Source organism: Pleomorphomonas sp. JP5, assembly GCF_023721815.1.
GTDB lineage: Bacteria > Pseudomonadota > Alphaproteobacteria > Rhizobiales > Pleomorphomonadaceae > Pleomorphomonas.
The window spans coordinates 102,233-127,435 of sequence record NZ_JAMDLI010000001.1 but is presented as its reverse complement, the minus strand read 5'-3'; the positions used below and the strand labels follow the sequence as shown (position 1 = coordinate 127,435).

Here is a 25,203-nt window from a genome sequence, read left to right as displayed (position 1 = left end):
GCGTCAGATCGTTACCTCGACGCCGGGAATAACTCCGGCTTCCTGGAGATAGGCCACGACGCGCTCCGCCAGCACGTCGGCAGCGGCGCTGGTGGTATCGAGGCGGATTTCTGCCTCTTTCGGGGGTTCGTAAGGTGAGGACACACCGGTAAACCGGGCAATCTCACCGGCCCTTGCCTTGGCATAGAGCCCCTTGGGATCGCGTGCCTCGGCGACGTCGAGCGGGGTGTCCACGAACACCTCGATGAACTCGCCCTCTTCCACCAACTCCCGCGCCAGTTGGCGTTCGGCGCGGAAGGGTGAAATGAAGGACACAAGAACGATCAGACCGGCGTCGACGAACAGCTTGGCCGTCTCGGCGACACGGCGGATGTTCTCCACCCGATCGGCATCCGAGAAGCCGAGATCACGGTTGAGGCCATGGCGAACGTTGTCGCCGTCGAGGATGTAGGCATGGCGTCCGAGCGCCGTCAGTTTTCGTTCCACGAGGTTGGCAATGGTCGACTTGCCGGCGCCTGAGAGCCCTGTGAACCAGACGACGGCCGACTTCTGCCCCTTGGCGAGCGCCCTCGTCCGCTTGTCGACATCGAGCGCCTGCCAGTGGATGTTGCCGGCCCGGCGAAGCCCATGATCGATCATGCCGGCGCCGACCGTGAGGTTCGACAATCGGTCTATGATGATGAAAGCGCCCGTCTCGCGATTGGCGGCATAGGCATCGAAGGCGACCGCCTCGGACAGGGACAGATTGGCGACACCAACTTCGTTGAGGGCAAGGCTCTTGGCCGGCAACTCGCCGCCAGTATTGACGTCGATCTTGTGACGGATCGCCGTCACCTGAGCCGTAACCTGGCGAGCCCCGATCTTGAGAAGATAGGGGCGCCCCGGCAGGAGCGGGTCATCGGCCATCCAGATCAGGTGAGCAGCGAACTGGTCGGCGACCTCGGGCCGAGCGATGGTGCCCGACAGCACATCGCCGCGCGAAATGTCGATCTCGTCATCGAGGGTCAGCGTCACGGCCTCGCCGGCCGAGGCGGTGTCGAGTTCGCCGTCGAACGTGACGATGGACTTGACCGTCGAGGTGCGCCCGGATTTCGCCACCACCACGGCGTCGCCCCGCCGCACGGTGCCGGACGCGATGGTGCCCGAGAAGCCCCGGAAATCCAGATTGGGTCGATTGACCCATTGCACCGGCATACGGAAAGGCCGCTCCGCCGCGTCGTCGTCGACGACCACGGCTTCCAGATGCTCGACCAGCGTCTGGCCCTCATACCAGGGCATCTGGAGGCTGCGCTCGAGGACGTTGTCGCCATAGCGAGCACTAAGAGGGATGGCCGTCAGCGTCTTGAACCCGAGCCCAGCGGCGAAAGCGCTAAAGTCGGCAACGATGACCTCGAAGATCGCTTGAGAGAAACCGACAAGGTCAATCTTGTTGACCGCCAGCACCACGTGACGGATGCCGACCAGCGACGTAATGAACGCGTGTCGACGGGTCTGGGTGAGTACGCCCCGCCTTGCATCGACAAGGATTACCGCGAGATCGGACGTCGAGGCGCCAGTCGCCATGTTGCGCGTATACTGCTCGTGGCCCGGCGTATCGGCGACAATGAACTTGCGGCGATCGGTCGAGAAGAAGCGGTAGGCAACGTCGATGGTGATGCCTTGCTCGCGCTCGGCCTCAAGCCCGTCGACGAGCAAGGCGAGATCGATATCGTCACCGACCGTGCCGTGCTTGCGGGAGTCCTTTTCAAGACTCAGGAGCTGGTCCTCGAACAGCAGCTTGGAATCGTAGAGCAACCTTCCGATCAGCGTCGATTTTCCATCGTCGACGGAGCCGCAAGTCAGAAAGCGCAAAAGGCTCTTCTTCTCGTGCCGACCAAGGTAATCGGTAAAGGCGGAAGCGTCGGCGGCGACGTTCGGATCGATGGCATTCATCAGAAGTAGCCTTCCCGCTTTTTCTTCTCCATGGAGGCGGAGTCGTCGTGATCGATCAGGCGCCCGGAGCGCTCGGACGTGCGGGCGATCAGCATCTCCCGGACGATCTCCGGCAGAGTCGCCGCGTCGCTTTCGACCGCGGCGGTCAACGGATAACAGCCGAGCGTGCGAAACCGGACGCGGCGTATCTGCGGGCGTTCGCCGGCCTCAAGCGGCAACCGGTCGTCATCCGCCATGATCCACTGACCGCCACGGTTCACGACCGGCCGGTCGGCCGAAAAATAGAGCGGCACGATCGGGATCTTTTCGAGAAGGATGTACTGCCAGATGTCGAGTTCGGTCCAGTTGGACAGCGGAAAGACGCGGATGCTTTCGCCCGGACGGACGCGAGAATTATAGAGACGCCACAGCTCCGGACGCTGGTTCTTGGGATCCCATGCATGGGTGTCGGTCCGGAACGAGAAGACGCGCTCCTTCGCTCTGCTCTTTTCCTCATCGCGGCGTGCGCCACCGAAGGCCGCGTCGAAGCCATGGGCCGTCAGCGCCTGCTTGAGCGCCTCGGTCTTCATGACGTTGGTGTAGACCGACGAGCCGTGGGAGAAAGGGGTGATGCCGGCGGCAACGCCGTCCGCGTTGGTGTGAACCAGCAGGTCCAGCCCTTCTGCCTTCACCGTCGCATCGCGGAAGGCAATCATCTCCCGGAACTTCCAGGTGGTATCGACATGCAGCAACGGGAATGGCAGCTTCCCCGGATAAAACGCCTTGAGCGCGAGGCGAAGCATCACCGAGCTGTCCTTGCCGATGGAATAGAGCATCACGGGATTGCGAAACTCGGCGGCAACTTCACGGATGATGTGAATGGATTCCGCTTCGAGACGCTTCAAATGGGTCAGACGATCCTTGGACACCTGAGCTCACCTCGGCGCGACATATGTCGCTGCTGCGTTCCCCAGTCCCTTTGACCGGAGATCTTGGTGAAGCGGTATCAAGCCCCCCTAGAGCTCTCAAGAAAGTGCGCACTCCGGCAAAAGGAGAAAAGAGAAAATCTTTCCGTTGGCGATCATTTGCTTTCGCCGAAAGCCCGCAACAGTGAGCGACGGCAACCCGCTACTGCTCTTGTGTTCTAGCAAAACGGGCCAAAACCAAGGAAACCCGAGCCTCAACCTCGCTCGGGCGCGGCCGCCGTCGAGCCGCGCACAATCAGTTGCACCGGCCAAACATCGGCAACCGTGCCCGGTTTCTGGCCGGCCACGCGAGCCAAAGCCATCTCCGCTACCCGTGTTCCGGCGGCGCGGATCGAAGAACGCGTGGTCGTCAGCTGCGGATGAAACTGATCGGCGGGGAAAGCGGGCATCTCATCGTCATGGGCAATGATCGACAGATCGCGCGGCACGTCCAGGCCAAGCTCCGCGGCAGCTCGCAGCACACCAAGCGCCACCAGAATTGAGCCACATAGAAAGGCCGTGGGCCGCTCGTCGCTTTCAAGCGCCTGCCGGGCGCAGCGATAGGCGTTCTCCGCCGTCATCGGCATGAAGTGCTCTTCGAGCATGTTCTTCGGCAGTCCCGCAGCGGCGAAGGCTATAGCGGCGCCATGCGAACGATCCTGAGCGAAAGTGAAGTGCTCCTCGCCATTGATCAGCGTAATGCGCCGATGCCCAAGCTGGATCAGGAAGCTGGTCGCTTGCTGGAAAGCTCCGAAATTGTCGATGTCTATGTAGGATACGCCGGCCGGCTCGGGGGGGCGTCCATGGACGACGAAGGGGAACTTCAGCTCGCTGAGGAGCGAAATGCGCGCGTCGACGATCAAGGGCGCCGACAGGATAACGACGTCGACAGTTCCGTCGCGGGCCAAGCGTCCGAAGGTCGCAATCTCGTCGCGCGGCGTCGAGGGACTGATAAGGATATCGAATCCCTGCTTGGCGCTGACCTCGGCCACGCCAGCAAGGTATTCGACGAAAAGCGGATCCATGAGCGCATTTCGCTCGGCGTTGAAGACAACGCCTAAAGCGTGGGCACGTCCGGTCGCGAGCCGTCGAGCCGCAGGACTGGGCCGATATCCGAAACGTTGCGCGGCGGCGAGTACAATCTCCCGCGTTTTTTCACTTACCTCGGGATATCCGTTGAGAGCGCGACTGACAGTCGTCTGCGATAGATGCAGTTCCTCAGCCAATTCCTTAAGATTCATTATCAATTTCCGTCGCCATCGGAATCCGCTCCACTCTTCCCCCATGGACCAGGAGCGGACGCCGATATGCGTGCCTTACCATTTGTAGCGTTATTGTTACAGCCATTGTCCAGAGTGCTTAAAGGATCGGCACCACGGAATGCGCGGTCCTCAAGCCCTAAATCCTTCCTGCAAACGGTTACATTGACCAGTTGACAGCGACTTGGCTTTCAAGGATGATCCCAGTGTTCAAAGCGCTTTGGATGTTTGAAGCGCTTCGTACCCAGTTGCGGCATTCGGGAGAAGTGCCGCATTCAAGGGAGGACTTGATGTACCATTCAGCCCTGCGCGCCGGTCTTTTCGCCGGCGTGGTTTTCAGCGCATCCGTCACGATGGCCGCCGAGCTTGCGATCGTGTCGGGAGACTCCGGCAACGGACTGGCCTTCCTGCAGAGCCAGTTGAAGGAGTTCGAGGCCAAGACGGGCAACACGGTCAAGATCGTGCCGATGCCGCCTTCGACCAGCGATCAGTTCGGCCAGTACCGTTTGTGGCTGGCTGCAGGCAATGCCGATATCGACGTCTACATGACCGACGTCATCTGGGCGCCGCAGCTTTCCGACCAGTTCCTCGACCTGACCGACGCCGCCAAGGACATTGTCAAGGACCACTTCCCGTCGATCATCGAGTCACAAACGGCAAACGGCAAGTTGGTTGCCATTCCCGCATTTACCGATGCGCCGGCCCTGTTCTACCGCAAGGATCTGCTCGACAAATACGGCAAGTCGGTTCCCAAGACCTGGGATGAGATGGCCGCGACGGCCAAGGAAATCCAGGACAAGGAGCGCGAGGCCGGCGCCAAGGATCTCTGGGGCTTCGTCTTCCAGGGCAATGCCTATGAAGGCCTCACCTGCAACGCCCTGGAGTGGGTGAAGTCGTTCGGCGGCGGACAGATCGTCGAAGCCAACGGCGATATCTCCATCAACAACGAGAAGGCGGCGAAAGCTCTCGAAACGGCGAAGAGCTGGGTCGGAACCATTTCGCCTCCGGGCGTCCTTGCCTATCAGGAAGAGGAAGCGCGCGGCGTTTGGCAGACCGGCAACTCGGTGTTCATGCGCAACTGGCCGTATGCCTATGCTCTCGGCAATGGCGAGGACAGCGCGGTCAAGGGCAAGTTCGGCGTCGCGACGTTGCCGGCGGCGACGGAAGGCGACAAGCCGGCCGCCACGCTCGGCGGTTGGAACTTCGCGGTGTCCAAGTATTCCAAGCATCCGGACGAGGCGATCCAGCTCGCCCTGTTCCTCGGCTCCACCGAGGTGCAGAAGAACCGCGCCATCGACCAGACCAACCTGCCGACAATCGTGTCTCTTTACGACGATGCCGACGTGGCCAAGGCCGCGCCGATCATCCCGCAGTGGAAGGACGTGTTCATGAACGCGGTACCGCGCCCCTCGGCGCCGACCAAGGTCAAGTACAACGAAGTGTCCTCGCTGTTCTGGTCGGCCGTGCATGACACGCTGTCCGGCAACGGCACCGCCGCCGAGAATCTCGAGGTTCTCGAGGCCAAGCTGACCGAGCTCAAGGGGTCTGGCTGGTAAGCCGCCCTCAGCTCGACGGCCGCCCGATGCCCCCTTTGCGATCGGGCGGCCGGCTCCTTTCGAGTGGTTTGCCCACTCCCTGCCCGTCTGGATTCGGTTTCGGACTGAAAACCGTCGAGCCCCTCCGAACGACTTCAGACCAACAGACGGCTGCCGGAAACCCTTGGGCTCCGGGCTGTGCGTAATCGGCGCCGCCCGCGGCGCCGACGATGCCTTCCGCACTTCATCGCAGGATTTGCCATGGCCTCCACCCAATCGACGATCCGGATCGTGCCGACCGGACACACCAAACGAGCCAAGTCCGAGTTGATGCGCCAGCGCCTGAGGGCCGCCGGCTGGTTCCTGGTTCCGATGCTGATCGCACTCGCCATCGTCGCCGGATGGCCGCTTCTCAGAACGATCTATTTCTCGTTCACCAATGCCTCTCTGACCAACCTTGACGGAGCCGAGTGGGTCGGCTTCAAAAACTACCTGAACTGGACGGTGCTGAAGAGCGGACGCGTTATCTGGTCCGGTCTTCTCTCCGACCCCGCCTGGTGGAACGCCGTCTGGAATACGGTCCGTTTCTCGGTGGTATCGGTCACGCTCGAGACCATCCTCGGTACCGTCGTCGCACTGGTTCTCAACGCGGAGTTCAAGGGTCGAGGCCTCGTGCGCGCCGCCATCCTCATCCCCTGGGCAATCCCGACCATCGTTTCAGCCCGCATGTGGGGCTGGATGCTGAACGACCAGTTCGGAATCATCAACGATGTGCTGCTGACGTTCGGCCTCATCGACCACAAGATCGCCTGGACCGCCTCGTCCGACACCGCAATGATCGCCGTGCTCATCGTTGACGTCTGGAAGACGACGCCCTTCATGGCTTTGCTCATTCTTGCAGGCCTGCAGATGATACCGCGCGACATCTACGAGGCCGCCTCGCTCGATGGCGTTCATCCGGTCAAGACGTTCTGGAAGGTGACCCTTCCTCTGGTGCGCCCCGCACTGATGGTCGCGGTGATCTTCCGCTTGCTCGACGCCATGCGCATCTTCGACCTGATCTACGTGCTGACGCCCAACAGCTCGCAGACGAAGACGATCTCGGTCCTGGCGCGCGAGAACCTGATCGACTTCGACAAGTTCGCTTACGGTTCAGCTCAATCAACGATGCTGTTCCTGATCATCGCACTGATGACCATTCTCTATATCTGGCTCGGCAAGGTCCGTTTCGACGGAGGAGACCGGTGATGCTCTGGAGCTATACCAAAACCGCCTCTTTCTATCTGCTCGTGGCGATCATCGTCCTCGTCTCGGTCTTTCCGTTTTACTACGCGATCCTGACGAGCCTCAAATCCGGGACAGCCCTGTTCGAGATCAACTACCTGCCGACCCACTTCAGCCTCGACAACTATATCGCGGTACTGACCACCGGCGTGTTCGTCCGCAACCTGGGAAACTCGATCCTGGTGGCAAGTTCGGTGGTCGTGCTGGCGCTGTTTCTCGCCGTGACGGCGGCGTTTGCGCTGGCCCGCGTCAGCTTCCGCGGCCGTGGCCTGCTCCTGATGACCATCCTCGCCGTATCGATGTTCCCACAGATCGCGGTGCTGGCCGGTCTGTTCGAGCTGGTGCGCGCTTTCGGTCTGTTCAATACACCGTTCGCACTGATCTTCTCCTACACGATCTTCACGCTGCCGTTCACCGTCTGGGTGCTCACCACCTTCATGCGCGACCTGCCGGTGGAGATCGAGGAGGCGGCGATCGTGGACGGCGCCAGCCCATGGGTCATCATCACCAAGGTGTTCATGCCGCTGATGTGGCCGGCACTGGTGACCACGGGCTTGCTCGCCTTCATCGCGGCCTGGAACGAGTTCCTGTTCGCGTTGACCTTCACCTCCTCCAACGAGACGCGCACCGTCCCGGTCGCCATCGCGCTCCTGTCGGGGGCAAGCCAATACGAGATCCCCTGGGGCCGCATCATGGCCGCATCGGTCATCGTGACCGTACCGCTCGTCGCTCTGGTGTTGATCTTCCAGCGCAAGATCGTACAGGGGCTGACGGCCGGCGGCGTCAAGGGCTAGGAGAAGATGTTGCCCTGAGTGGACCCAAGCGGCGAAGCCCGCTTGGCGATCACGAGACGGTTTCGAACCGAATGAACAATGCCGACGCCCTCCCCGCCGGCATCGATGAGAGAGAAAGACCGACATTCATGACTACGCTCGAAAAAGCCGTCGCCAGCGTCGCCCCGGGCGCCGATCCCGATTGGTGGCGGGGCGCGGTGATCTACCAGATCTATCCGCGCTCGTTCCAGGACTCCAACGGCGACGGCATCGGCGATCTTGCCGGCGTGACGGCACGCCTCGGCTATCTCGAAGACCTCGGTGTCGACGCCATCTGGCTGTCGCCCTTCTTCAAGTCGCCGATGAAGGACTTCGGCTACGACGTTTCCGACTATTGCGACATAGACCCCATCTTCGGCACGCTGGACGACTTTCGTAACATGGTTGCCGACGCGCATCGCCGCGGCATCAAGGTGATCATCGACCAGGTCCTGAGCCACACATCCGACCTGCATCCATGGTTCTCCGAAAGCCGGAAGGACCAGATCAACGAGAAAGCGGACTGGTACGTCTGGGCCGATGCCCAGCCCGACGGCACGCCGCCCAATAACTGGCTGTCGGTCTTCGGCGGCTCGGCCTGGGAATGGGATACGCGCCGGTGCCAGTATTACCTGCACAACTTCCTGGCCAGCCAGCCCGACCTCAACTTCCACACGCCGGCGGTTCAGGATGCGCTACTGGATGTCCTGAAGTTCTGGCTGGATCTCGGCGTCGACGGTTTCCGCCTCGATACCGTGAACTTCTACTTTCATGACAAGAAGCTCCGCCCCAACCCGCCGCAGACGCGACCGGTGGACGCGATCGACGCTCCCCGGGTCAATCCCTATCTCCGGCAGGATCACCTCTACGACAAGAGTCAGCCTGAGAACCTCGAGTTCCTGAAGCGCATGCGCAAGCTGCTCGACCAGTATCCGGGTTCGACGACAGTGGGGGAGATCGGCGATGGAGACCGGTCGCTCAAGACGATGATCGCCTACACGTCCGGTGGCGACAAGCTTCACATGAGCTACACCTTCGATCTTCTGGGCGGCGAACCGACCCGTCCCTACATCGAAAAGACGCTGAAAACCTTCGAGGCTGGCGCCGACGATGCCTGGCCGTGCTGGGCCCTGTCCAACCACGACGTCATCCGCTATGCGACGCGTCACCTCCCCTTCGCGCAGGATTCGGCCCAGCAGGGCAAGCTGATGGCCACCCTTCACCTCAGCTTGCGCGGTTCGGTCTGCATCTACGAAGGCGACGAGCTGGGGCTTCCCGAAGCCGATCTTGCCTTCGAGGACCTGGTCGACCCCTACGGCATCCGCTTCTGGCCCGAGTTCAAGGGGCGCGACGGCTGCCGGACACCGATGGTTTGGGAGGCCCAGACAGCCAACGCCGGTTTCTCGGCCGGCAAGCCCTGGCTGCCGGTGCCGCAGGAGCACCTCGCCAAGGCCGTCGACCGGCAGGCCGGTATCGCCGGTAGTCAGCTCGAGCTCTACAAAGCCATGATTGCCTGGCGCAAGGCCAGCCCGGCGCTCACCAAGGGTACCGTGCGGTTCCTTGAATCGGATGGCGATGTCCTCGCTTTCCTTCGCGAAGCGGGCGGTGAAAAAATGCTCTGCGTCTTCAACTTCGGACCGACGGGCGCCGGCTTCCCACTGCCCGAAGGCCTTTCCGTGGTCGTGACGGCCGAGCTCGGCTTTGCCTCTCAGGTCGTCGAAGGCATGGTGACGCTGCCGGCCGAGAGTGCCCTTGTCGCCAGGGTAAAGTGAACTGAACGAAAGAGACCGGCCGCCTTTCGCAAGGCGGCCGGGTTCCAGGAACAGGGGTGGGAGACCCCTTCGGGAAAATCGCGGGAGGAGTTGCGCATGTCTGCCGGACTGAAGCTCAAGCAAGTCAAGAAGGCCTATGGCTCCGTGCAGGTGCTGCACGGCATCGACCTGGACATCAAGTCCGGCGAGTTCATCGTTTTCGTCGGCCCCTCCGGCTGCGGCAAGTCGACGCTTCTTCGGCTCATCGCCGGCCTTGAGGACATCACCGAGGGAACGCTCGAGATCGGCGGAACCGTCGTCAACACGCTGCCGCCGTCCAAGCGCGGCATCGCCATGGTGTTCCAGAGCTACGCCCTCTATCCGCACATGACCGTTTACGAGAACATGGCTTTCGGCCTGAAGCTCGCGAAAGCCTCATCGGGCGAGCAGGACAAGCGGGTGAGAGAAGCGGCCGAGATGCTGCAGATCACGCCCTATCTCGACCGTCTTCCCAAGCAGCTTTCCGGCGGCCAGCGCCAGCGCGTCGCCATCGGCAGGGCCATTGTCCGCGACCCCAAGGTGTTCCTGTTCGACGAACCCCTTTCCAACCTCGACGCAGCCCTGCGCGTTGCGACACGTCTGGAGATCGCCAAGCTGCATGAGCGGATGGCCGATACCACCATGGTCTACGTGACGCACGATCAGGTCGAAGCGATGACGCTCGCCGACCGCATCGTGGTGCTCAACTACGGCGTGGTCGAACAGATTGGTACGCCGATGGAGCTCTACCACACGCCCGACAATCTGTTCGTCGCCCGCTTCATCGGCTCTCCGGCCATGAACATCGTTTCTGCGACAATCACCAGTACCGGAGCGCCTGCGACGGTGCAGCCGGATACCGGCAACCCAGTCATCGTCAACGCGGAGGTCGCCGCCACCTACCTCGACGCCAAGGCAACCTTCGGCGTCCGGCCGGAAGACCTGATACCCACCGACGGGCCGGGACTCTTCACGGGAACCGTGTCAATCGTCGAAAAGCTGGGCGAAGTGACATTGGTCTATCTCGACACGGGCCTTCCCGAACCGATCACCGTCAAGATCGATGGCGATGTTGAGATCGCCAAGGGAGCAACGCTCACGGTGACTGCGCCCGCCGACCGGCTGCATCTCTTCGACGATAATGGCTCCGCCTTCCCGCGCATGCGGCTCTCGAACGCTGCCTCATGATCGAGGTCCGGCCGCCTTTCGGGGCGGCCGGAGCCTTTCAGAGAATGCCGACCCTTTTCAGGAACCACCACGCCCCCCACACGGAACAGCCACCGAGTGCGAAGGCGAGCAGAGTGCCGAAATGCTCGCCGGCGAACGGCAAGCCGCCAGTGTTCATGCCGAAAAATCCTGTCACCAGTGTGGGCGGCAACAGGAAGGCGGTCATGATCGACAGAATGTAGAGGTGGCGGTTGGTTTCCGAAGATATCTTGGAGTCGATTTCTTCATGCAGAAGGCGTGCACGATCCTGCAGGCCCTGCATTTCCTGAGACGCCGAACCAAGCAGATCGGCGAGTGTTTCGGCCATCTCTATGGTGCCGGTCGGCAAGGGGTCCGGGTCGTCCCAGCGCTGGTAACGGCGGAATAGCGCCACCGATGCCCTGAGCTGGCGGTTGAGCCGAACCACCGTGCGCCGGACAGGACCGAGGCGACGGCGCTCGTCGCGGGGCGCCGTCTCGAAAACATAGTCCTCGATGCGGTCGAGTTCGTCTCCCATCTCGATGATGAGGCTATCCACTACCTTCTCGAACTCGGTCACGATGGCGGCGAACACGCCGACCGTCCCTTGGATGGCGAGCCCCCGATCGACTGCGAGCCGCGCCGCCTCGATACAACGCAACGGATGCAAACGAGCCGTGATGATCAGTCGCTCCGACGCGGCGAAGCGGAACCATCCGATGTCGTTGGTCTCATAGTCGAAGGCGCGCTCGATGTCGGTGAACACGCCGTGCAGCACGCCATCGTCGGATGCGAGCACGACGTGATTGTCCCGGTCGGTCAACGTTGCCCGTGCCGCTTCGGGAAGATCGGGCACCCCCTCCAGGAACTTCGGCACCCGGGCGTCGCTGAGAGCCAGATGCAGCCAGACGAACCCTTCGTCCACAACCAGCTCTTCAGGTGGCGTGGCGGGCGGCAGCGGGTGGCCGGCGCCGGTCGCCGCATCGAAACGATAAGCCCAGACAAATCCGGGAATCTCGGGGGTAAACAACAACCAGGCACTCCTGACAGGCGCAGTGAACCGCGTTTTTCCTGATAACACGCGAGAGTGACGGTCTTCCACTCCGGCTGCCGTTGACGCGTTGGGCCATTGGGCCGGTGCGCTTCCCGATCCTGTTCGGGCACCCGCCCATCCGGCAGTTTGGCCGGGGGCGGATGCTGGCACGCGAGGAGTGCGTTGGTCGGATCAGTCCGGCAGGGCAGCCGTGATGATGAACTCGACCTTGTATTCCGGCGCGGCGAGCTTGGCCTCGCCCGTGGCGCGGGCCGGTGCATTGCCCGGAGCAACCCAGGTTTCCCACACTTCGTTCATGGCTGCGAAGTCGGCCATGTCGGCCAGCCAGACGATGGCCTGCAGCACGCGCGTCTTGTCGGTGCCGGCGGCGGCGAGCAGGCGATCCACCTCGGCCAGTGCCTCGACGGCCTGCGACTTGACGTCTCCCTTCGGCGAACCGATCTGGCCGGCGAGATAGACGGTCTTGTTATGGACGACGGCGTTGCTCATGCGCTTGCCGGGCTCGATGCGGGTGATCGCCACGATGGGATGCTCCGATTGCTGATGCGGGCGGCCCATCCGCCCGCTGCGTGCCTTTTTGCCTATCTTCTCGGCAGATTGGCCGCAACAGGAAAACCAACGGCGATCCGGCTCGCGAAGGCGCTCAAGGGCCGAGGCGCGATCGGCCACTCGCCAATCTGCGCGGCTGTATCGATTAGGGGCTTCCGATTTACCCCGATGAGCGCTGCAACGGATGGTGAGCCCCCTCCCTGCCCCTTACAACCCATGTCAGGTCGGTCCCCCTCCCGGCAGACCGCAAGGCGCGGAGCCTCTCATGTCCTTCTTCGGCCTCTATGGCCCGCTCACGGCCGACGACATAGTTTCGATCAACACCGTCGCCGGCTTTCTGGCGCTCGATGATCTTGGAGGTGCCAACAAGGACGCGCCGCCAGCTTTCGATCTGGTGGTACTGGCCGGCAACGCACTTTTGTGGACGCTGGAATGCGCGGTAAGGAAGGCGCGCGCGGCTGGCGTTCCTCTGTTGATTTCCGGCGGAATAGGCCACTCGACAGGGCTGTTGGCCAGCGCCGTCGACGCCCATCCAGTCTACCGCAAGGCGCTGGCAGGCCAGACCTCGGAAGCGCGCCTGCTCGGCGATATCGCCGCCATGTTCCTCGGGCTCGACCAGTCTCGCCTGCTTCTGGAGGACGCATCTACCAACTGCGGGGAGAATGCTCACTTCACAAGACGCACCCTTGACCGGCTGGGGCTTGCCCCGGACGCCATGCTGCTCGTTCAGGATCCGCTGATGCAACGTCGGACCGACGCCTCCTTCCGGCAGGCCTGGGCGGACACGACAAGTCCGCGCCTCATCAACTGGCCGGTGCAGATACCACGCCTCGGCTATCGCGAAGATCGCATCGACTATCTCAACAGCCCGAACAGCAAGAAGTGGACGCCCGAAAGGTTCATGTCGCTGCTGACGGGTGAAATTCCACGCCTCACCGACGACAAGAACGGTTACGGCCCGCGGGGGAAGGGATTCCTGCCGCATATCGACATTCCGACGCAGGTGTCAGAGGCATGGCGACACATCATGGGATCCGGCAAGTTCGATGATCGGGCCTTGGGGCGGCCGGCTGGAGGCTAGCCCATACGGTGGCCGGCCGAGACGCCATTTTGCCCTGCATAAAGCTCGAGTTCGCCAAGCCAATCAACCGTTACCGATCAGATCTATTCAACCAGCTCGAGGATTTCTTTCAGAGTCGAATCGCCTTCGTTTCCAGGCTTGGCCCACTCGTTTCGTTGGTAGACTAAAGATTCCACATAGGTATCTTCACGCACAACTCCCGCATACGTAGTATTACGCCTCGTTCCCGAGTCTGGGTGGAGCCAGCGGTCGCTTCCGACCGTCTGACAGATCTGGGAGCAGCGTCACGATTTGGGAGGACTACCGATGACAGCAGTCACCGTCGACCCGACGAAGTTGCCCGGCTCGACCACAATGACGAAAGAGGAGCGGCGCGTCATCTTCGCCTCGTCGCTCGGAACCGTCTTCGAATGGTATGATTTCTATCTCTATGGATCCCTGTCAGCGGTCATCGCCGCCCAGTTTTTCTCCGGCGTCAATCCGACGGCGGCGTTTATCTTCGCCCTGCTCGCTTTCGCGGCTGGTTTCGCAGTCCGCCCGTTCGGCGCACTGGTGTTCGGCCGGCTCGGCGACATGATCGGACGCAAGTATACGTTCCTCGTCACCATTCTGATCATGGGAGCCTCGACCTTCATCGTCGGCGTCTTGCCCAACTATGCGTCAATCGGCATTGTCGCGCCGGTTGTTCTGATCCTGCTTCGCCTCCTGCAAGGCCTGGCGCTCGGCGGAGAATATGGTGGCGCGGCAACCTACGTCGCAGAACATGCTCCAGACCATAGACGCGGCGCTTACACGTCCTGGATCCAGACCACGGCCACGCTCGGGCTGTTCATGTCGCTTCTGGTCATTCTCGGATGCCGAGCGACTATGTCGTCCGAAGATTTCAACGCCTGGGGCTGGCGCATTCCATTCCTCGTGTCGATCCTGCTGCTGGCCGTGTCCGTCTGGATCCGCCTCAAGCTTAACGAGAGCCCGGCCTTCCGCCGGATGCAGGAAGAGGGCAAGACCTCCAAGGCGCCGCTCACCGAGGCCTTCGGCCGCTGGAAGAACCTCAAGGTCGTCCTGCTGGCACTGTTCGGTCTTGTCGCGGGCCAGGCGGTGGTCTGGTACACTGGCCAATTCTATGCGCTGTTCTTCCTCACGCAGACGCTCAAAGTCGAGGCCCAGACGGCCAACCTTCTGATCGCGGCTTCGCTTCTGCTCGCCACGCCTTTCTTCGTAATCTTCGGGTCGCTGTCCGACCGGATCGGCCGCAAGCCCATCATCATGGTCGGCTTGCTGCTTGCCTGCCTCACCTACTTTCCGATCTTCAAGGGAATAACCCACTTTGCCAATCCGGCATTGGAGCAGGCGATTGCCGGTGCGCCGGTAACCGTCACCGCTGACCCGAACGAGTGCTCATTCCAGTTCAATCCGGTGGGCACGTCGAAGTTCACCAGCTCCTGCGACATTGCAAAGGCGGCTCTGGTCAAGGCCGGTGTGCCATATCACAATGAAACCGCGCCGGCGGGGACCCCGGCCACCGTGAAGATCGGTGCGACAACCGTTACTTTTGGAACCGAGGCCGGAGCCGACGGCTCCACCCCGGCCCAGGTCTTCAGCAAGTCGCTGGCCGAAGCCGTCAACACGGCCGGCTATCCGGCGAAGGCCGATCCGGCGCAGATCAACATCGTCATGGTGACGTTGCTGCTCTTCGTGCTGGTGCTCTATGTCACCATGGTCTACGGCCCGATCGCCGCCATCCTGGTGGAAATGTTCCCGACACGCATCCGCTATAGTTCGATGTCGCTGCCCTATCACATCGGCAACGGCTGGTTCGGCGGCTTCCTGCCGACGACGGCCTTCGCCATGGTGGCGGCCACCGGCGACATCTACTATGGCCTTTGGTATCCGATCGTGGTGGCAGCGGCCACGCTGGTGATCGGCATGCTGTTCGTCCGGGAAACCAAGGACAACGACATCCACGCCGACTACTGACCCACGAGAAACGTCAGAGCTGGGCCCGGCCACATGATGGCTGGGCCTTGCTGTTTCGGATCAACCGCGGCCGGCAAACTGGTCCAGCGTCTTTGCCGGAGTAACCGCCTGCGGATCGAGGAAACAATGGACGATCGCCGGCTTGCCGGAAGCCATTGCCCGCTCGAAGGCGGGCGCGAACTCGGCCGTTGTCCGAACGGTCTCGCCGTGACCGCCGTAGGCGCGCGCCAAGGCGGCGAAATCCGGGTTCTTCAACGACGTGGCCGACACCCGACCGGGGTATTCCCGCTCTTGATGCATGCGGATGGTGCCGTACATGGCGTTGTCGATGACGACGACAACGACCGGAATGTCGTACTGCACGGCGGTCGCGAACTCCTGACCATTCATCAGGAAGCAGCCATCACCGGCAAACACGACGACCGGCCGCTCGGGAAACTGTCGCTTGGCCATGACGCCGGCCGGCACGGAATAGCCGACCGATCCCGAGGTCGGCGCCAACTGGCCGGTGAAACTGCGATAGCGCCAATAGCGGTGAACCCAGATGGCATAGTTGCCGGCCCCGTTGGCGATGATGGTCTCAGGCGGCAGATGTTCACGCAGCCAGACCATGGCTTCGCCATACTGGAACTCACCGGGCAGTTGGGTGGGTTTGTCCGTCCAAGCCAGAAAATCGGCGCGCGCCGCCTTCGTCTCGGCCGACCAGGGGATCTCGACCGGCGGATGCACGGTGGATAGCGCCGAAGCGAAGGCATGCGGACTGGCGACGATGCCAAGCGCCGGCTGATAGACGCGTCCGATCTCCTCGGGATCGGGATAGACGTGGATCAGCGTCTGCTTCGGCTGGGGTATGTCGATGAGCGTGTAGGAGGACGACGGCGACTCCGACAGACGGCCGCCAATGACCAAGAGCACGTCTGCCTCGCGAATGCGCGCTGCAAGTTTTGGGTTGGGGCCGAGACCGAGGTCACCGGCATAGTTCGGATGATCGGCGGGAAACAGCGAGGCGCGGCGGAAACTGGTGGCAACCGGCAGATCGAAGCGCTCGGCAAACCGGACCACCTCACGACGCGCCCGTTCGCTCCAGCGGGAGCCTCCCAGAACGACAAGAGGCCGTTTGGCCTCCCAGATCAGCTTTTGCAACCGTGCGAGATCGGCAAGTCCCGGCCAGATCTCAACCGGCTCCACAACCGGCGCATCGGCCACTTCGGCCATCTCGGTCAGCATATCCTCGGGCAACGACACGACCACCGGCCCCGGCCGGCCTTGCATGGCGACGCGGAACGCGCGGGCCACCAACTCGGGTATGCGCGCGGGATCGTCGATCTCGACGACCCATTTGGCCATGGAGCCGAACACCGCCTTGTAGTCCATCTCCTGGAAACAACCGCGCTCCAGCATGCGGCGCTCGGCCTGGCCGACGAACAGGATCAGCGGCGTCGAGTCATGCTCGGCAATGTGCAGCCCAGGCGCCGCGTTGGTGGCGCCCGGCGCTCGCGTCACGAAGCAGACACCGGGTTTGCCGGTGAGCTTGCCGTAGGCATCGGCCATCATGGTTGCGCCGGCCTCGTTCCGGCAGACTAGAACGTCGATCGGGCTGTCGTATAGTGCATCGAGCGCGGCGAGATAGGACTCGCCGGGTACACAGGTAAGCCGCTCGACGCCTTGTCGAACGAGTTGATCGACCAGAATCTGACCGCCGGTGCGGGAGGGGATGGACGAGGACAAGATTCAGAACTCCCAAAACGACCGGTGCGCAACCGGAATGTCGAGATTATCGAGACGGTCAGTCGATCAGCAGGTCAAGTCCGCGCCGGAGCCCGGCCTGTTCCCGCACCCGCCGCACGGCGAGCAGCGTTCCGGCCACATAGGGCGCGGCATCGGAGCCGGCATCGTGGCGAATGAGGAGGCGTTCGCCCGGCGAGCCGAACTGAGCCTCGCAGGACAGGACGTAACCCGGCATGCGCAGCGAATGGACCTGCACGGCGCCGACGGTGCCACCACGCGTTTCCCGGATGCCACCCAGTTCGTTCACCGGCTTCGACGTGGCCGGTCTTCGCACCGCGGAAAGCCGCTCGGCCAGTTCGCGCGCCGTACCGGACGGCGTATCGGGCTTACCGGCCGAGGCGCAGTCGATCACCTCCACATCGGCGACATACTTCGCGGCCATCAGCGCGAACTTGGTCATCAGAGTGGCGGTCATGGAGTAGTTGCCGGCCGCGAACACGCCAACGGACTTCGCCCGCGCCACCGCGTCGATGTCGGCATAGTCGTCGGCCGAAAGACCGGACGTACCGATTACCACGGCAACGCCCGCCGAGACGGCTTGAAGCGCGTGGGTTTTGACCGCCTCTGACGCGGTGTAGTCGACGAGCACGTCGGCGTCGACCTTCAGCGCCTCCTCGACGCAGGCGACCACCGGCACGCCGACGGCAACGCCACCCAGCGCCTCGCCAAGGTCACGCCCCGCGGCCGAGCGGGCTACGGCGCCGACGAGCACCAGATCGTCGGCGGCCAGCACAGCTTTCGCCACCGCGCTGCCTGTCCAGCCGGTCGCTCCGGCCACGATGACACGGATCGGCATGGGGTCACTCCACGTCGAAGCTGACGCCCTGCGCAAGCGGCAGGTCACGACCGTAGTTGATGGTGTTGGTGGCCCTGCGCATGTAGGCCTTCCAGGCGTCGGAGCCGGCCTCGCGGCCACCGCCGGTCTCTTTCTCGCCACCGAAGGCGCCGCCGATCTCCGCACCCGACGGACCGATGTTGACATTGACGATGCCGCAATCCGACCCTCGGGCCGACAGGAACGTCTCCGCTTCCCGCAGGTCGTTGGTGAAGATCGACGACGAGAGCCCCTGCGGCACGGCATTGTGCGCCTCAAGCACGGCATCGAAGTCCGAGTAGCGCATCACATACAGAATGGGGGCGAAGGTCTCCGTCATGACCACATCCGTCTGTGCCGGCATCTCGACGAGAGCCGGATGGGCATAAAAGGCGTTGCCGCCCAGTTCTTCGCGGGTGCGCTCGCCGCCATGAACGGTTGCTCCATCGGCCCGTGCCTTTCCGAGGGTCTCCTGCATACGGTCGTAGGACGCCTTGTCGATCAGCGGCCCGACCAGTGTATCGGCCTCGCGCGGATCGCCGATCGTCACCGAATCGTAGGCCTTCCTGAGACGCGGCAGCAGGCTGTCATAGACGCTGTCATGGACGAACAAGCGCCGCAACGTCGTACAGCGTTGGCCGGCCGTGCCGATCGCCGCGAAGGCAACACCGCGAACCACCAGATCCAGATCGGCGCTGGGGGCGACGATGGCGCCGTTGTTGCCGCCAAGCTCAAGAATGGCACGAGCGAAGCGGGCGGCGAGACGTGGCGCCACGGCGCGGCCCATGGCCGTGGAACCGGTCGCCGACACGGCGGCAACCCTGGTATCATCGACCAGGGCCTCGCCGATCGCGCGTCCGCCGACAACGACGGCGGAAAGCCCCGCCGGCGCTCCTGCCTTGGCCGCCGCCTTCTCGAACAGCGCCTGGGTAGCAAGCGCGGTCAGCGGCGTCTTCTCCGAAGGCTTCCAGATGACGGTATCGCCACAGACCAACGCGATGGCGGCGTTCCACGACCATACCGCGACCGGGAAATTGAAGGCTGAGATGACGCCGACGACGCCGAGCGGGTGCCAGGTCTCCATCATGCGGTGGCTCGGCCGCTCGGTGGCGATGGTGAGCCCATAAAGCTGGCGGGAGAGACCTACCGCGAAATCGCAGATGTCGATCATCTCCTGCACTTCGCCCAAACCTTCGGAGATGATCTTGCCGGCCTCGATGGTCACGAGCCGGCCGAGGTCGGCCTTGGCCGCCCTCAGTTCCAGACCAAACAGACGGATCAGCTCGCCGCGCTTGGGCGCCGGCACGAGACGCCAGGATCGGAAAGCCTCTTGCGCGGCCGCGATCGCGCCATCGCAATCGGCAGCATCGGTTTCACGAACCTCGGCGATCCGCTCGCCGGTAATCGGCGACGTAACGACGAGGCTGCCGCCCGTGTATGCACTTTCTTGTACACCAAGGCGGGCGAGCAGGTCGGCGGTTTCCTGAACAAGACTGGAAGCAGACATCGGGCACTCTCGTCGGCGCCGCCGGCCAGCGGCGCGGCGGGGGATGGGGCAGAATGACCGTAAGTTATTGTCCCGAGCCCCCTACCCTGCAAACGATCATTTCTGGTAGGGTCATGAGGAAAACTCATAACTGGACGCACAAATGGCCCGCGATCTCCTGCCGTCGATCGGCGCGCTGGTTGCCTTCGAAAGTGCCGCGCGCCATCTCAGCTTCTCGCGCGCCGCCGCCGAGCTCCATTTGACGCAAGGCGCCATCAGCCGGCAGGTTCGCGAACTGGAAACACGGCTGGGGGTGCCGCTGTTCGAGCGCATCAGCCAGCGCGTTTTCCTGACCGACGCCGGCGAAGCCTACCGCCTGGAAGTGACGCGTATCCTCACCAACCTCTCCACCGCCACCGAGCGCACCATGGCCAGCGCCGGCGGCGCCGAGGTGCTCAATCTTGCCGTTCTGCCCACCTTTGCGGCGCGTTGGCTGGTTCCCAGGTTGCCGAAGTTTCTGGCAGATCATCCACCGACCACCGTCAACTTCACGGTGCGCAACGAACCCTTTTCCTTCGCCGACGCGCCACTCGATGCCGCGATCCATTTCGGCGAGCCAACGTGGCCTGGCGCGGTATGCGAGTTTCTCTGCGCCGAGGAAGTCTATCCGGTCGCCTCTCCTGCGATACGCGACCGTTTTGGCCTTCACGATGCCGCTGCCATCGCTCATGCGCCGCTTCTTCATCAGGCAAGCCGGCCGACCGCCTGGGCCGACTGGTTCGCAGCCGGTGGCCTGCCAAGCGCAGGCGCGTATCGGGGATCTCGCTTCGATCAGTTCTCGATGATCGCCGAGGCTGCGGTTGCCGATATGGGGGTCGCATTGATGCCTCGCTTCATGATCGAGGCAGAGCTCGCATCCGGCCGGCTTGTGTTGCTCACGGAACGGCCGCTAGGCGCAGGCAAGGCCTATTGGTTCGTCTATCCGGAGGCCAGGGTTCGCTCGCGGCTCGTTCGGGCATTCGGCGAATGGTTGAAAGCCGAAACAGCCGCGCCGTCGGTGCCGTTCGCAACCAGCTGAGCCTTCTCCCCAATCGACGCCTTTCCATCAGGATCACAATCGCGCCTCTGCGGGACACGCGAACGATTACGGGCTTGTCCGTCCAAAACGAGGTAAACTCTCGTCGGCGACGCCCGCCCAGGTCGCTGTAGAACCGTGTTCAGAACCCAGATCGGCCAGATGGCCGTCTTTCGATGGGGAGAACCCGACCATGTCCGACTACGAACTCTACTACTGGTCCGTTCCATTCAGGGGCCAGTTCGTCCGTGCCGTTCTCGCCCACGCCGGAGCAAGCTGGAACGAAGCCGGCGATGTGGCGATCTCGGATCTCATGGGCGCCCCCGTGAAGCGAATGCCGGTTCCATTCATGGGGCCACCCTTGCTCATCGACAAGAAGGCTGACTTTGCCATCGCCGAAATGCCGGCCATCATTTTCTATCTGGGTGAGACACTGAACTTGCTGCCCAAAACGCCGACGCTTCGTGCCATGACAATGAAAATCGTCAACGACGCCAATGACGTGATCGACGAGATCACGCTGGATGGCGGTCGGGAAATGTGGACAGATAAGCGGTGGCAGGACTTCGTGCCGCGCTTCAGGAAGTGGATGGCGCTTTGGGAAGAAACCGGCGAGCGTCATGGCCTGAAGTTCGACTCCGGCTATCTGCTCGGCGGTGAACAGCCTGGTATCGCCGACGTGGTCACCGCGACCTTGTGGTCGACGATGGTCGACCGGTTCCCCGTGATCGGTACGATCCTTGACGAGAGCGCCCCCAAGACCGCCGCCTTGACGCGACGGGTTGCCGCGCTACCTCCCTTGGCGAAACTGGCCGCCAAAGCCCGGCAAGACTATGGCGAGGCTTACTGCGGTGGCCGGATCGAGATGTCTCTTCGCAAGGTTCTGAACGCGCAGACCTGAGTATGCCGGCCGCTTGGCCAGCCGGCTCGAGGCATCAGTCGACCCCGCGGCGGTGGTTCGGACGCGAAATCAAGCTTGCGGGTCGTCAGAGGCGTCTGCTTCCGGACGATTGGCGGCCCACGTGAGCAACGCGTCGAGAGCTGGGCACAAGGCTTGTCCCCAGCCTGTCAGCGCATATTCAACCTTGGGCGGAACCTGGTGATGGACGATCCGGCGGACGATCCCGTCGCCCTCCATCTGTCGAAGCTGCTGGATCAGCATTTTCTGGGAAATGCCGGGAATGGCGCGTTCTAGGTCGGAGAAGCGCATGATCCGGCCACCGAAGAGGTGAAACAGAATCACCAGTTTCCACCTGCCCTCCAACAGTTTCAGCGCCTGCTCAACGCCCTCCGCCGCCGTTTCCTGCGTGTGGGCATGCGGCTTACTTTTAGGTAAGTACCTAACTTTTTCGTGCGTTCTTGTCATTTGGTAAGACTAGAGCCATTTTCCGTCTTACGCAATCCGCTGGCCAGCTGGAAGCGCCAACCCAAGGATACATCATGATCAACCTTCCAGCTCCGATCTCAGACTACTTCGAAGCCGACAAGACGGATGGCGATGCCATGGCGAAGTGCTTCACCAATACGGCGGTCGTCAAGGACGAAGGGCAAACCCACGAGGGGCGCGAGGCAATTCGAGCCTGGAGACGCGAGGCCTCAACAAAATACAGCTATGTCAGCGAACCCCACTCCGTCGCCCAGGATGGCGACAGAACCGTCGTTACCAGCCGTCTCACCGGCAACTTCCCGGGCAGCCCGGTGGACCTTCGCTTCTTCTTCCACCTCGACGGCAACAAGATCGCCGAGCTGGAGATCAAGCCATGAGCTTCGATCTTCAGCTTGCGGGCCATCGCGCGCTGGTTACGGCCGGAACGAAAGGCGTCGGCGCGGCCGTCGTCTCCACTCTTGTGGCGGCCAGCGCCAAGGTCGTCAGCACGGCGCGGACCATACCGAAGGGCGCCTCTGATGGCGTCCGCTACGTCGCGGCCGACATGTCGACTGCCGACGGTTGCGCCACTGTCGCCGAAACAGCCCTCAGGCACCTCGGCGGCCTCGATATCATCGTCAACGTGTTGGGAGGCTCCTCGGCGCCTCCGGGCGGCTTTGCCAAACTGACCGACGACATCTGGGCGAGAGAGCTCGATCTCAACCTCATGCCGGCCGTACGTCTCGACCGAGCGCTTTTGCCGTCGATGATCGATCAGGGATCCGGCGTCATCATCCACGTCACGTCGATCCAGCATGAACTGCCATTGCCGGACTCCACCACCGCCTACGCCGCAGCGAAGGCGGCCCTCTCAACCTATAGCAAGAGCCTCTCCAAGGAAGTGACACCCAAGGGTATTCGCGTCGTGCGCGTCTCGCCGGGGTGGGTCGAGACGGAAGCTGCCGGGGCGCTGGTCGATCGTGTGGCGACCAATGCCGGCACCGATCATGAGGGCGGCAAGCAGATCATCATGAAGGCGCTCGGCGGCATTCCTCTCGGACGACCGGCGAGACCGCAAGAGGTTGCCGACCTCATCGCCTTTCTCGTATCACCAAGAGCCAGCGCCATTACCGGGACCGAGTTCACCATCGACGGCGGCACGGTCCCGACGGCCTGATGCAAGCGCCGGTGATACCCAAACGGCTGCCAAGCCGAACTAACTGTTTTGGCTTGGCTCCACCACTCAAGAGTTCGACGAACTTTTGAGCGAAGCGCCTTCAAATGGGAAACTCGCTGCCGGCCCGCCATCGCGCAAATGCAGCCCGAAGCCGGATGCGCCTTCAGAGGCGAGCTCGGGACGCAGCATGAGGCTCGGAATCTCATAGTCGCCGCCGTTCTGTCGACGATAGGCAATCGGGTCCGTGGTGCCGAGTGTCCGCATCCTTTCCTTCAGAGCGTCACCCAATGTTGCAAATCCCCGATCGTCGAGCCGATCGACCCGATAGGCAACGAAAGGCGGCAGCACGTCGAACCCGGGATAGTAGAGAATGCCGTGATTGATCGGAAACAGCAGGTCATCGATTGGCCCGTTGATCCCCCGTGCCGAGTAATGCTCTTTCCAACCTCCTGCCGTCACGATGAGCATTGCCCTCTTGCCGACGAACCTGCCTTCGCCGAAGCGATCGCCCCAATGTCGGTCGCTGTGTTCACCGACCCCGTAGGCAAAGCCATAGGCGTAGACGCGATCGATCCAGCCCTTGAGGATGGCCGGCATGGAATACCACCAGAGCGGAAACTGGAGAATGACGGCGTCGGCCCAGTCTAGCTTGTCCTGCTCGGTCTTTACGTCGTCGGTCATCGCGCCAGCTGCGAAGCCTTGGCCGGATGCAGCAGCAACTTTCAACCGTTGCTCCGGGGCAAGCAGGGGAAAATCGGACCGATCGGCCTCGGGCTTCCAGCGCATTGCGTAGAGGTCCGACACTCGCACCTCATGCCCTTCCGCCTGAAGTTCGCCGATCGCCACGTCACGCAAGGATGCTGCAAGCGACAGCGGTTCGGGATGGGCAAAGACGAGAAGAACGTTCACGGGAGGACCCTCCGGCTGATGATTTCGACCGCAAGGTATTTCCGCCCTGATTATTCTGATACGTCTGTTGTCCGGATATGATATTGCCGAAATATGGATAAATCGGACATTACACTGGAGCGGATGCGCACCTTCGTGCGCGTCGCCGAACGCGGAAACCTGTCGGCCGTCGCCCGTGAACTGGGAAGCGGACAATCGACCGTTACCCGGCATTTGCGCGAACTTGAGGAAGCAGTCGGCGCATCTCTGCTCAGCAGGACGACCCGTCGTGTCGCGCTGACCGAGGAAGGCGGTCGCTATTACGAGCAGTGCATCCACATTCTCCGCCTAGTCGAACAGGCCGCCGATGGCGTTCGCAACACGCACGAGGCACTCTCTGGTACCGTTCGTCTGTCTTGTACGGCAGCGCTCGGCGTACAGCACATCGCGCGGCTCATTTTCGCCTTCCAGGAGAGCCATCCCGGCATCAACGTCGATCTCAGCCTGACCGACGAGCGCATCGACCTCGTGAAGGAGGGCGTCGACATTGCCCTCCGTCTGGGACCACTCGCGGACAGCTCGATGAAGCAGCACCATCTGGCGGAGAGCACGCGGCTTCTGGTCGCCGCGCCCGGCTACCTCGATCTGCGTGGCAGGCCCATCAAACCGACGGACCTTGCGACGCATAACGTCATCCGCATGTCGAACGTGGCCGGCAGCGAGACAATCACGCTCGACGGACCGGACGGAAGCCATGAAGCCGTCTCTGTCGGGGGCGACCTGAGGGTCGATCATGGCCTCGCCGCGCGCGAAGCTTTCAAAAGCGGGCGCGGCATAGGGGCTGCGCACCGCTGGCTGGTAGACGACTTGCTGGCGACTGGCGAGCTCGAGGTGTTGCTCCCCGATCACTCTCTTCCCACCACCCCGCTCAACATGCTGATGGTGCCCGAACGCGCGAGGGTGGGACGCGTCCGCCTGATGATCGACTACCTTGTCGAAGAGATCAGGCGATTGCCGGGCATGAGCTAAGCGCCCGTACTCACCCGACATTCCGAGACAGGCCGACCTTGGAGCTGATTGGCGCCACAGGCAATCTGTTTCATTTCAATGGAACCTTCGAGTGGAAGGGCGGTTTTCCAGAAAGCAGCCTGACGACCCGTCGTTCCCATCATCTGGAGTGAGAACGAGACAGACGGAACGGAGATCC

General features: G+C 62.5%; 22 protein-coding genes. 12 read left to right on the top strand and 10 right to left on the bottom strand.

Translation table 11 applies throughout. The features are described from left to right. Window positions 1–3: 3 nt before the first annotated feature. The 3 genes from cysN to M4J40_RS00565 all read right to left on the bottom strand — a co-directional run bounded on the left by cysN (window position 4) and on the right by M4J40_RS00565 (window position 4,162). On the bottom strand, window positions 4–1,932 hold the full coding sequence (gene cysN / locus M4J40_RS00575; protein ID WP_251751248.1) for a sulfate adenylyltransferase subunit CysN: 1,929 nt from the start codon (window positions 1,930–1,932) through the stop codon (window positions 4–6). Further along, window positions 1,932–2,840, bottom strand: a complete 909-nt coding sequence (gene cysD, locus M4J40_RS00570) for a sulfate adenylyltransferase subunit CysD (protein ID WP_251751247.1) — start codon at window positions 2,838–2,840, stop codon at window positions 1,932–1,934. Before cysD ends, cysN begins: the two co-directional genes overlap by 1 nt. A 251-nt stretch (window positions 2,841–3,091) precedes the next feature. Further along, on the bottom strand, window positions 3,092–4,162 hold the full coding sequence (locus tag M4J40_RS00565) for a LacI family DNA-binding transcriptional regulator (RefSeq protein WP_257235002.1): 1,071 nt from the start codon (window positions 4,160–4,162) through the stop codon (window positions 3,092–3,094). A gap of 263 nt (window positions 4,163–4,425) precedes the next feature. Between M4J40_RS00565 and M4J40_RS00560 the strand changes: the two genes are divergently transcribed. The 5 genes from M4J40_RS00560 to M4J40_RS00540 all read left to right on the top strand — a co-directional run bounded on the left by M4J40_RS00560 (window position 4,426) and on the right by M4J40_RS00540 (window position 10,744). After that, window positions 4,426–5,691, top strand: a complete 1,266-nt coding sequence (locus tag M4J40_RS00560) for an ABC transporter substrate-binding protein (protein WP_405030702.1) — start codon at window positions 4,426–4,428, stop codon at window positions 5,689–5,691. Between the two features lie 240 nt (window positions 5,692–5,931). Continuing rightward, complete coding sequence (locus tag M4J40_RS00555) at window positions 5,932–6,918, top strand: carbohydrate ABC transporter permease (RefSeq protein WP_251751243.1); 987 nt, start codon at window positions 5,932–5,934, stop codon at window positions 6,916–6,918. After that, window positions 6,918–7,748 (top strand): carbohydrate ABC transporter permease, encoded by an 831-nt coding sequence (locus M4J40_RS00550; protein ID WP_251751242.1) that lies wholly within the window; start codon window positions 6,918–6,920, stop codon window positions 7,746–7,748. The genes M4J40_RS00555 and M4J40_RS00550 overlap by 1 nt, the downstream gene beginning before the upstream one ends. A gap of 128 nt (window positions 7,749–7,876) precedes the next feature. Next, window positions 7,877–9,538, top strand: coding sequence for an alpha-glucosidase family protein (locus M4J40_RS00545; protein WP_251751240.1), 1,662 nt, complete (start codon window positions 7,877–7,879; stop codon window positions 9,536–9,538). A 96-nt stretch (window positions 9,539–9,634) separates the two neighbouring features. Beyond that, a complete protein-coding gene (locus tag M4J40_RS00540) occupies window positions 9,635–10,744 on the top strand; it encodes an ABC transporter ATP-binding protein (RefSeq protein WP_251751239.1) in 1,110 nt (369 codons plus the stop codon). Window positions 10,745–10,781: 37 nt separating this feature from the next. Here the strand turns inward: M4J40_RS00540 and M4J40_RS00535 are convergent, their stop codons facing one another. Beyond that, window positions 10,782–11,774, bottom strand: a complete 993-nt coding sequence (locus tag M4J40_RS00535; RefSeq protein WP_251751238.1) for a transporter — start codon at window positions 11,772–11,774, stop codon at window positions 10,782–10,784. A gap of 192 nt (window positions 11,775–11,966) precedes the next feature. Next, on the bottom strand, window positions 11,967–12,317 hold the full coding sequence (locus tag M4J40_RS00530; protein WP_251751236.1) for a RidA family protein: 351 nt from the start codon (window positions 12,315–12,317) through the stop codon (window positions 11,967–11,969). 292 nt (window positions 12,318–12,609) lie between these two features. On the opposite strand from M4J40_RS00530, the gene M4J40_RS00525 reads away from it, so the two are divergent. Next, window positions 12,610–13,425: a YdcF family protein gene (locus M4J40_RS00525; RefSeq protein WP_251751235.1), complete on the top strand. Its 816-nt coding sequence runs from the start codon at window positions 12,610–12,612 to the stop codon at window positions 13,423–13,425. Window positions 13,426–13,731: 306 nt separating this feature from the next. Continuing rightward, the gene (locus tag M4J40_RS00520) at window positions 13,732–15,402 is read left to right on the top strand and encodes an MFS transporter (RefSeq protein WP_405030701.1); all 1,671 of its coding nucleotides are present in this window, start codon (window positions 13,732–13,734) and stop codon (window positions 15,400–15,402) included. 60 nt (window positions 15,403–15,462) lie between these two features. Here the strand turns inward: M4J40_RS00520 and M4J40_RS00515 are convergent, their stop codons facing one another. The 3 genes from M4J40_RS00515 to M4J40_RS00505 are packed head-to-tail and all read right to left on the bottom strand — an operon-like array spanning window position 15,463 to window position 19,511. Continuing rightward, on the bottom strand, window positions 15,463–17,130 hold the full coding sequence (locus M4J40_RS00515) for a thiamine pyrophosphate-binding protein (protein ID WP_251751233.1): 1,668 nt from the start codon (window positions 17,128–17,130) through the stop codon (window positions 15,463–15,465). Window positions 17,131–17,188: 58 nt separating this feature from the next. After that, a complete protein-coding gene (dapB, locus tag M4J40_RS00510) occupies window positions 17,189–17,986 on the bottom strand; it encodes a 4-hydroxy-tetrahydrodipicolinate reductase (protein ID WP_251751232.1) in 798 nt (265 codons plus the stop codon). A gap of 4 nt (window positions 17,987–17,990) precedes the next feature. Beyond that, a complete protein-coding gene (locus M4J40_RS00505; protein ID WP_251751230.1) occupies window positions 17,991–19,511 on the bottom strand; it encodes an aldehyde dehydrogenase family protein in 1,521 nt (506 codons plus the stop codon). Window positions 19,512–19,653: 142 nt separating this feature from the next. Between M4J40_RS00505 and M4J40_RS00500 the strand changes: the two genes are divergently transcribed. Then, window positions 19,654–20,568: a LysR family transcriptional regulator gene (locus M4J40_RS00500; protein ID WP_251751229.1), complete on the top strand. Its 915-nt coding sequence runs from the start codon at window positions 19,654–19,656 to the stop codon at window positions 20,566–20,568. 190 nt (window positions 20,569–20,758) lie between these two features. Further along, entirely contained in the window at window positions 20,759–21,466 is a 708-nt protein-coding gene (locus M4J40_RS00495) for a glutathione S-transferase (protein WP_251751227.1), read from the top strand. A 69-nt stretch (window positions 21,467–21,535) separates the two neighbouring features. Here the strand turns inward: M4J40_RS00495 and M4J40_RS00490 are convergent, their stop codons facing one another. Continuing rightward, the gene (locus M4J40_RS00490) at window positions 21,536–21,931 is read right to left on the bottom strand and encodes a helix-turn-helix domain-containing protein (RefSeq protein WP_251751226.1); all 396 of its coding nucleotides are present in this window, start codon (window positions 21,929–21,931) and stop codon (window positions 21,536–21,538) included. Window positions 21,932–22,005: 74 nt separating this feature from the next. On the opposite strand from M4J40_RS00490, the gene M4J40_RS00485 reads away from it, so the two are divergent. Together M4J40_RS00485 and M4J40_RS00480 are read left to right on the top strand one after the other, a co-directional pair. Next, entirely contained in the window at window positions 22,006–22,329 is a 324-nt protein-coding gene (locus M4J40_RS00485) for a nuclear transport factor 2 family protein (protein ID WP_257235000.1), read from the top strand. After that, window positions 22,326–23,108, top strand: a complete 783-nt coding sequence (locus M4J40_RS00480) for an SDR family oxidoreductase (RefSeq protein WP_251751225.1) — start codon at window positions 22,326–22,328, stop codon at window positions 23,106–23,108. The genes M4J40_RS00485 and M4J40_RS00480 overlap by 4 nt, the downstream gene beginning before the upstream one ends. A 66-nt stretch (window positions 23,109–23,174) precedes the next feature. On the opposite strand, the gene M4J40_RS00475 is transcribed toward M4J40_RS00480, so the two are convergent. Then, entirely contained in the window at window positions 23,175–24,017 is an 843-nt protein-coding gene (locus tag M4J40_RS00475; RefSeq protein WP_251751223.1) for an NAD(P)H-dependent oxidoreductase, read from the bottom strand. 93 nt (window positions 24,018–24,110) lie between these two features. Here M4J40_RS00475 and M4J40_RS00470 point away from each other — a divergent pair, with 93 nt between their 5' ends. Then, window positions 24,111–25,025 (top strand): LysR family transcriptional regulator, encoded by a 915-nt coding sequence (locus M4J40_RS00470; protein ID WP_251751222.1) that lies wholly within the window; start codon window positions 24,111–24,113, stop codon window positions 25,023–25,025. Window positions 25,026–25,203: the final 178 nt, after the last annotated feature.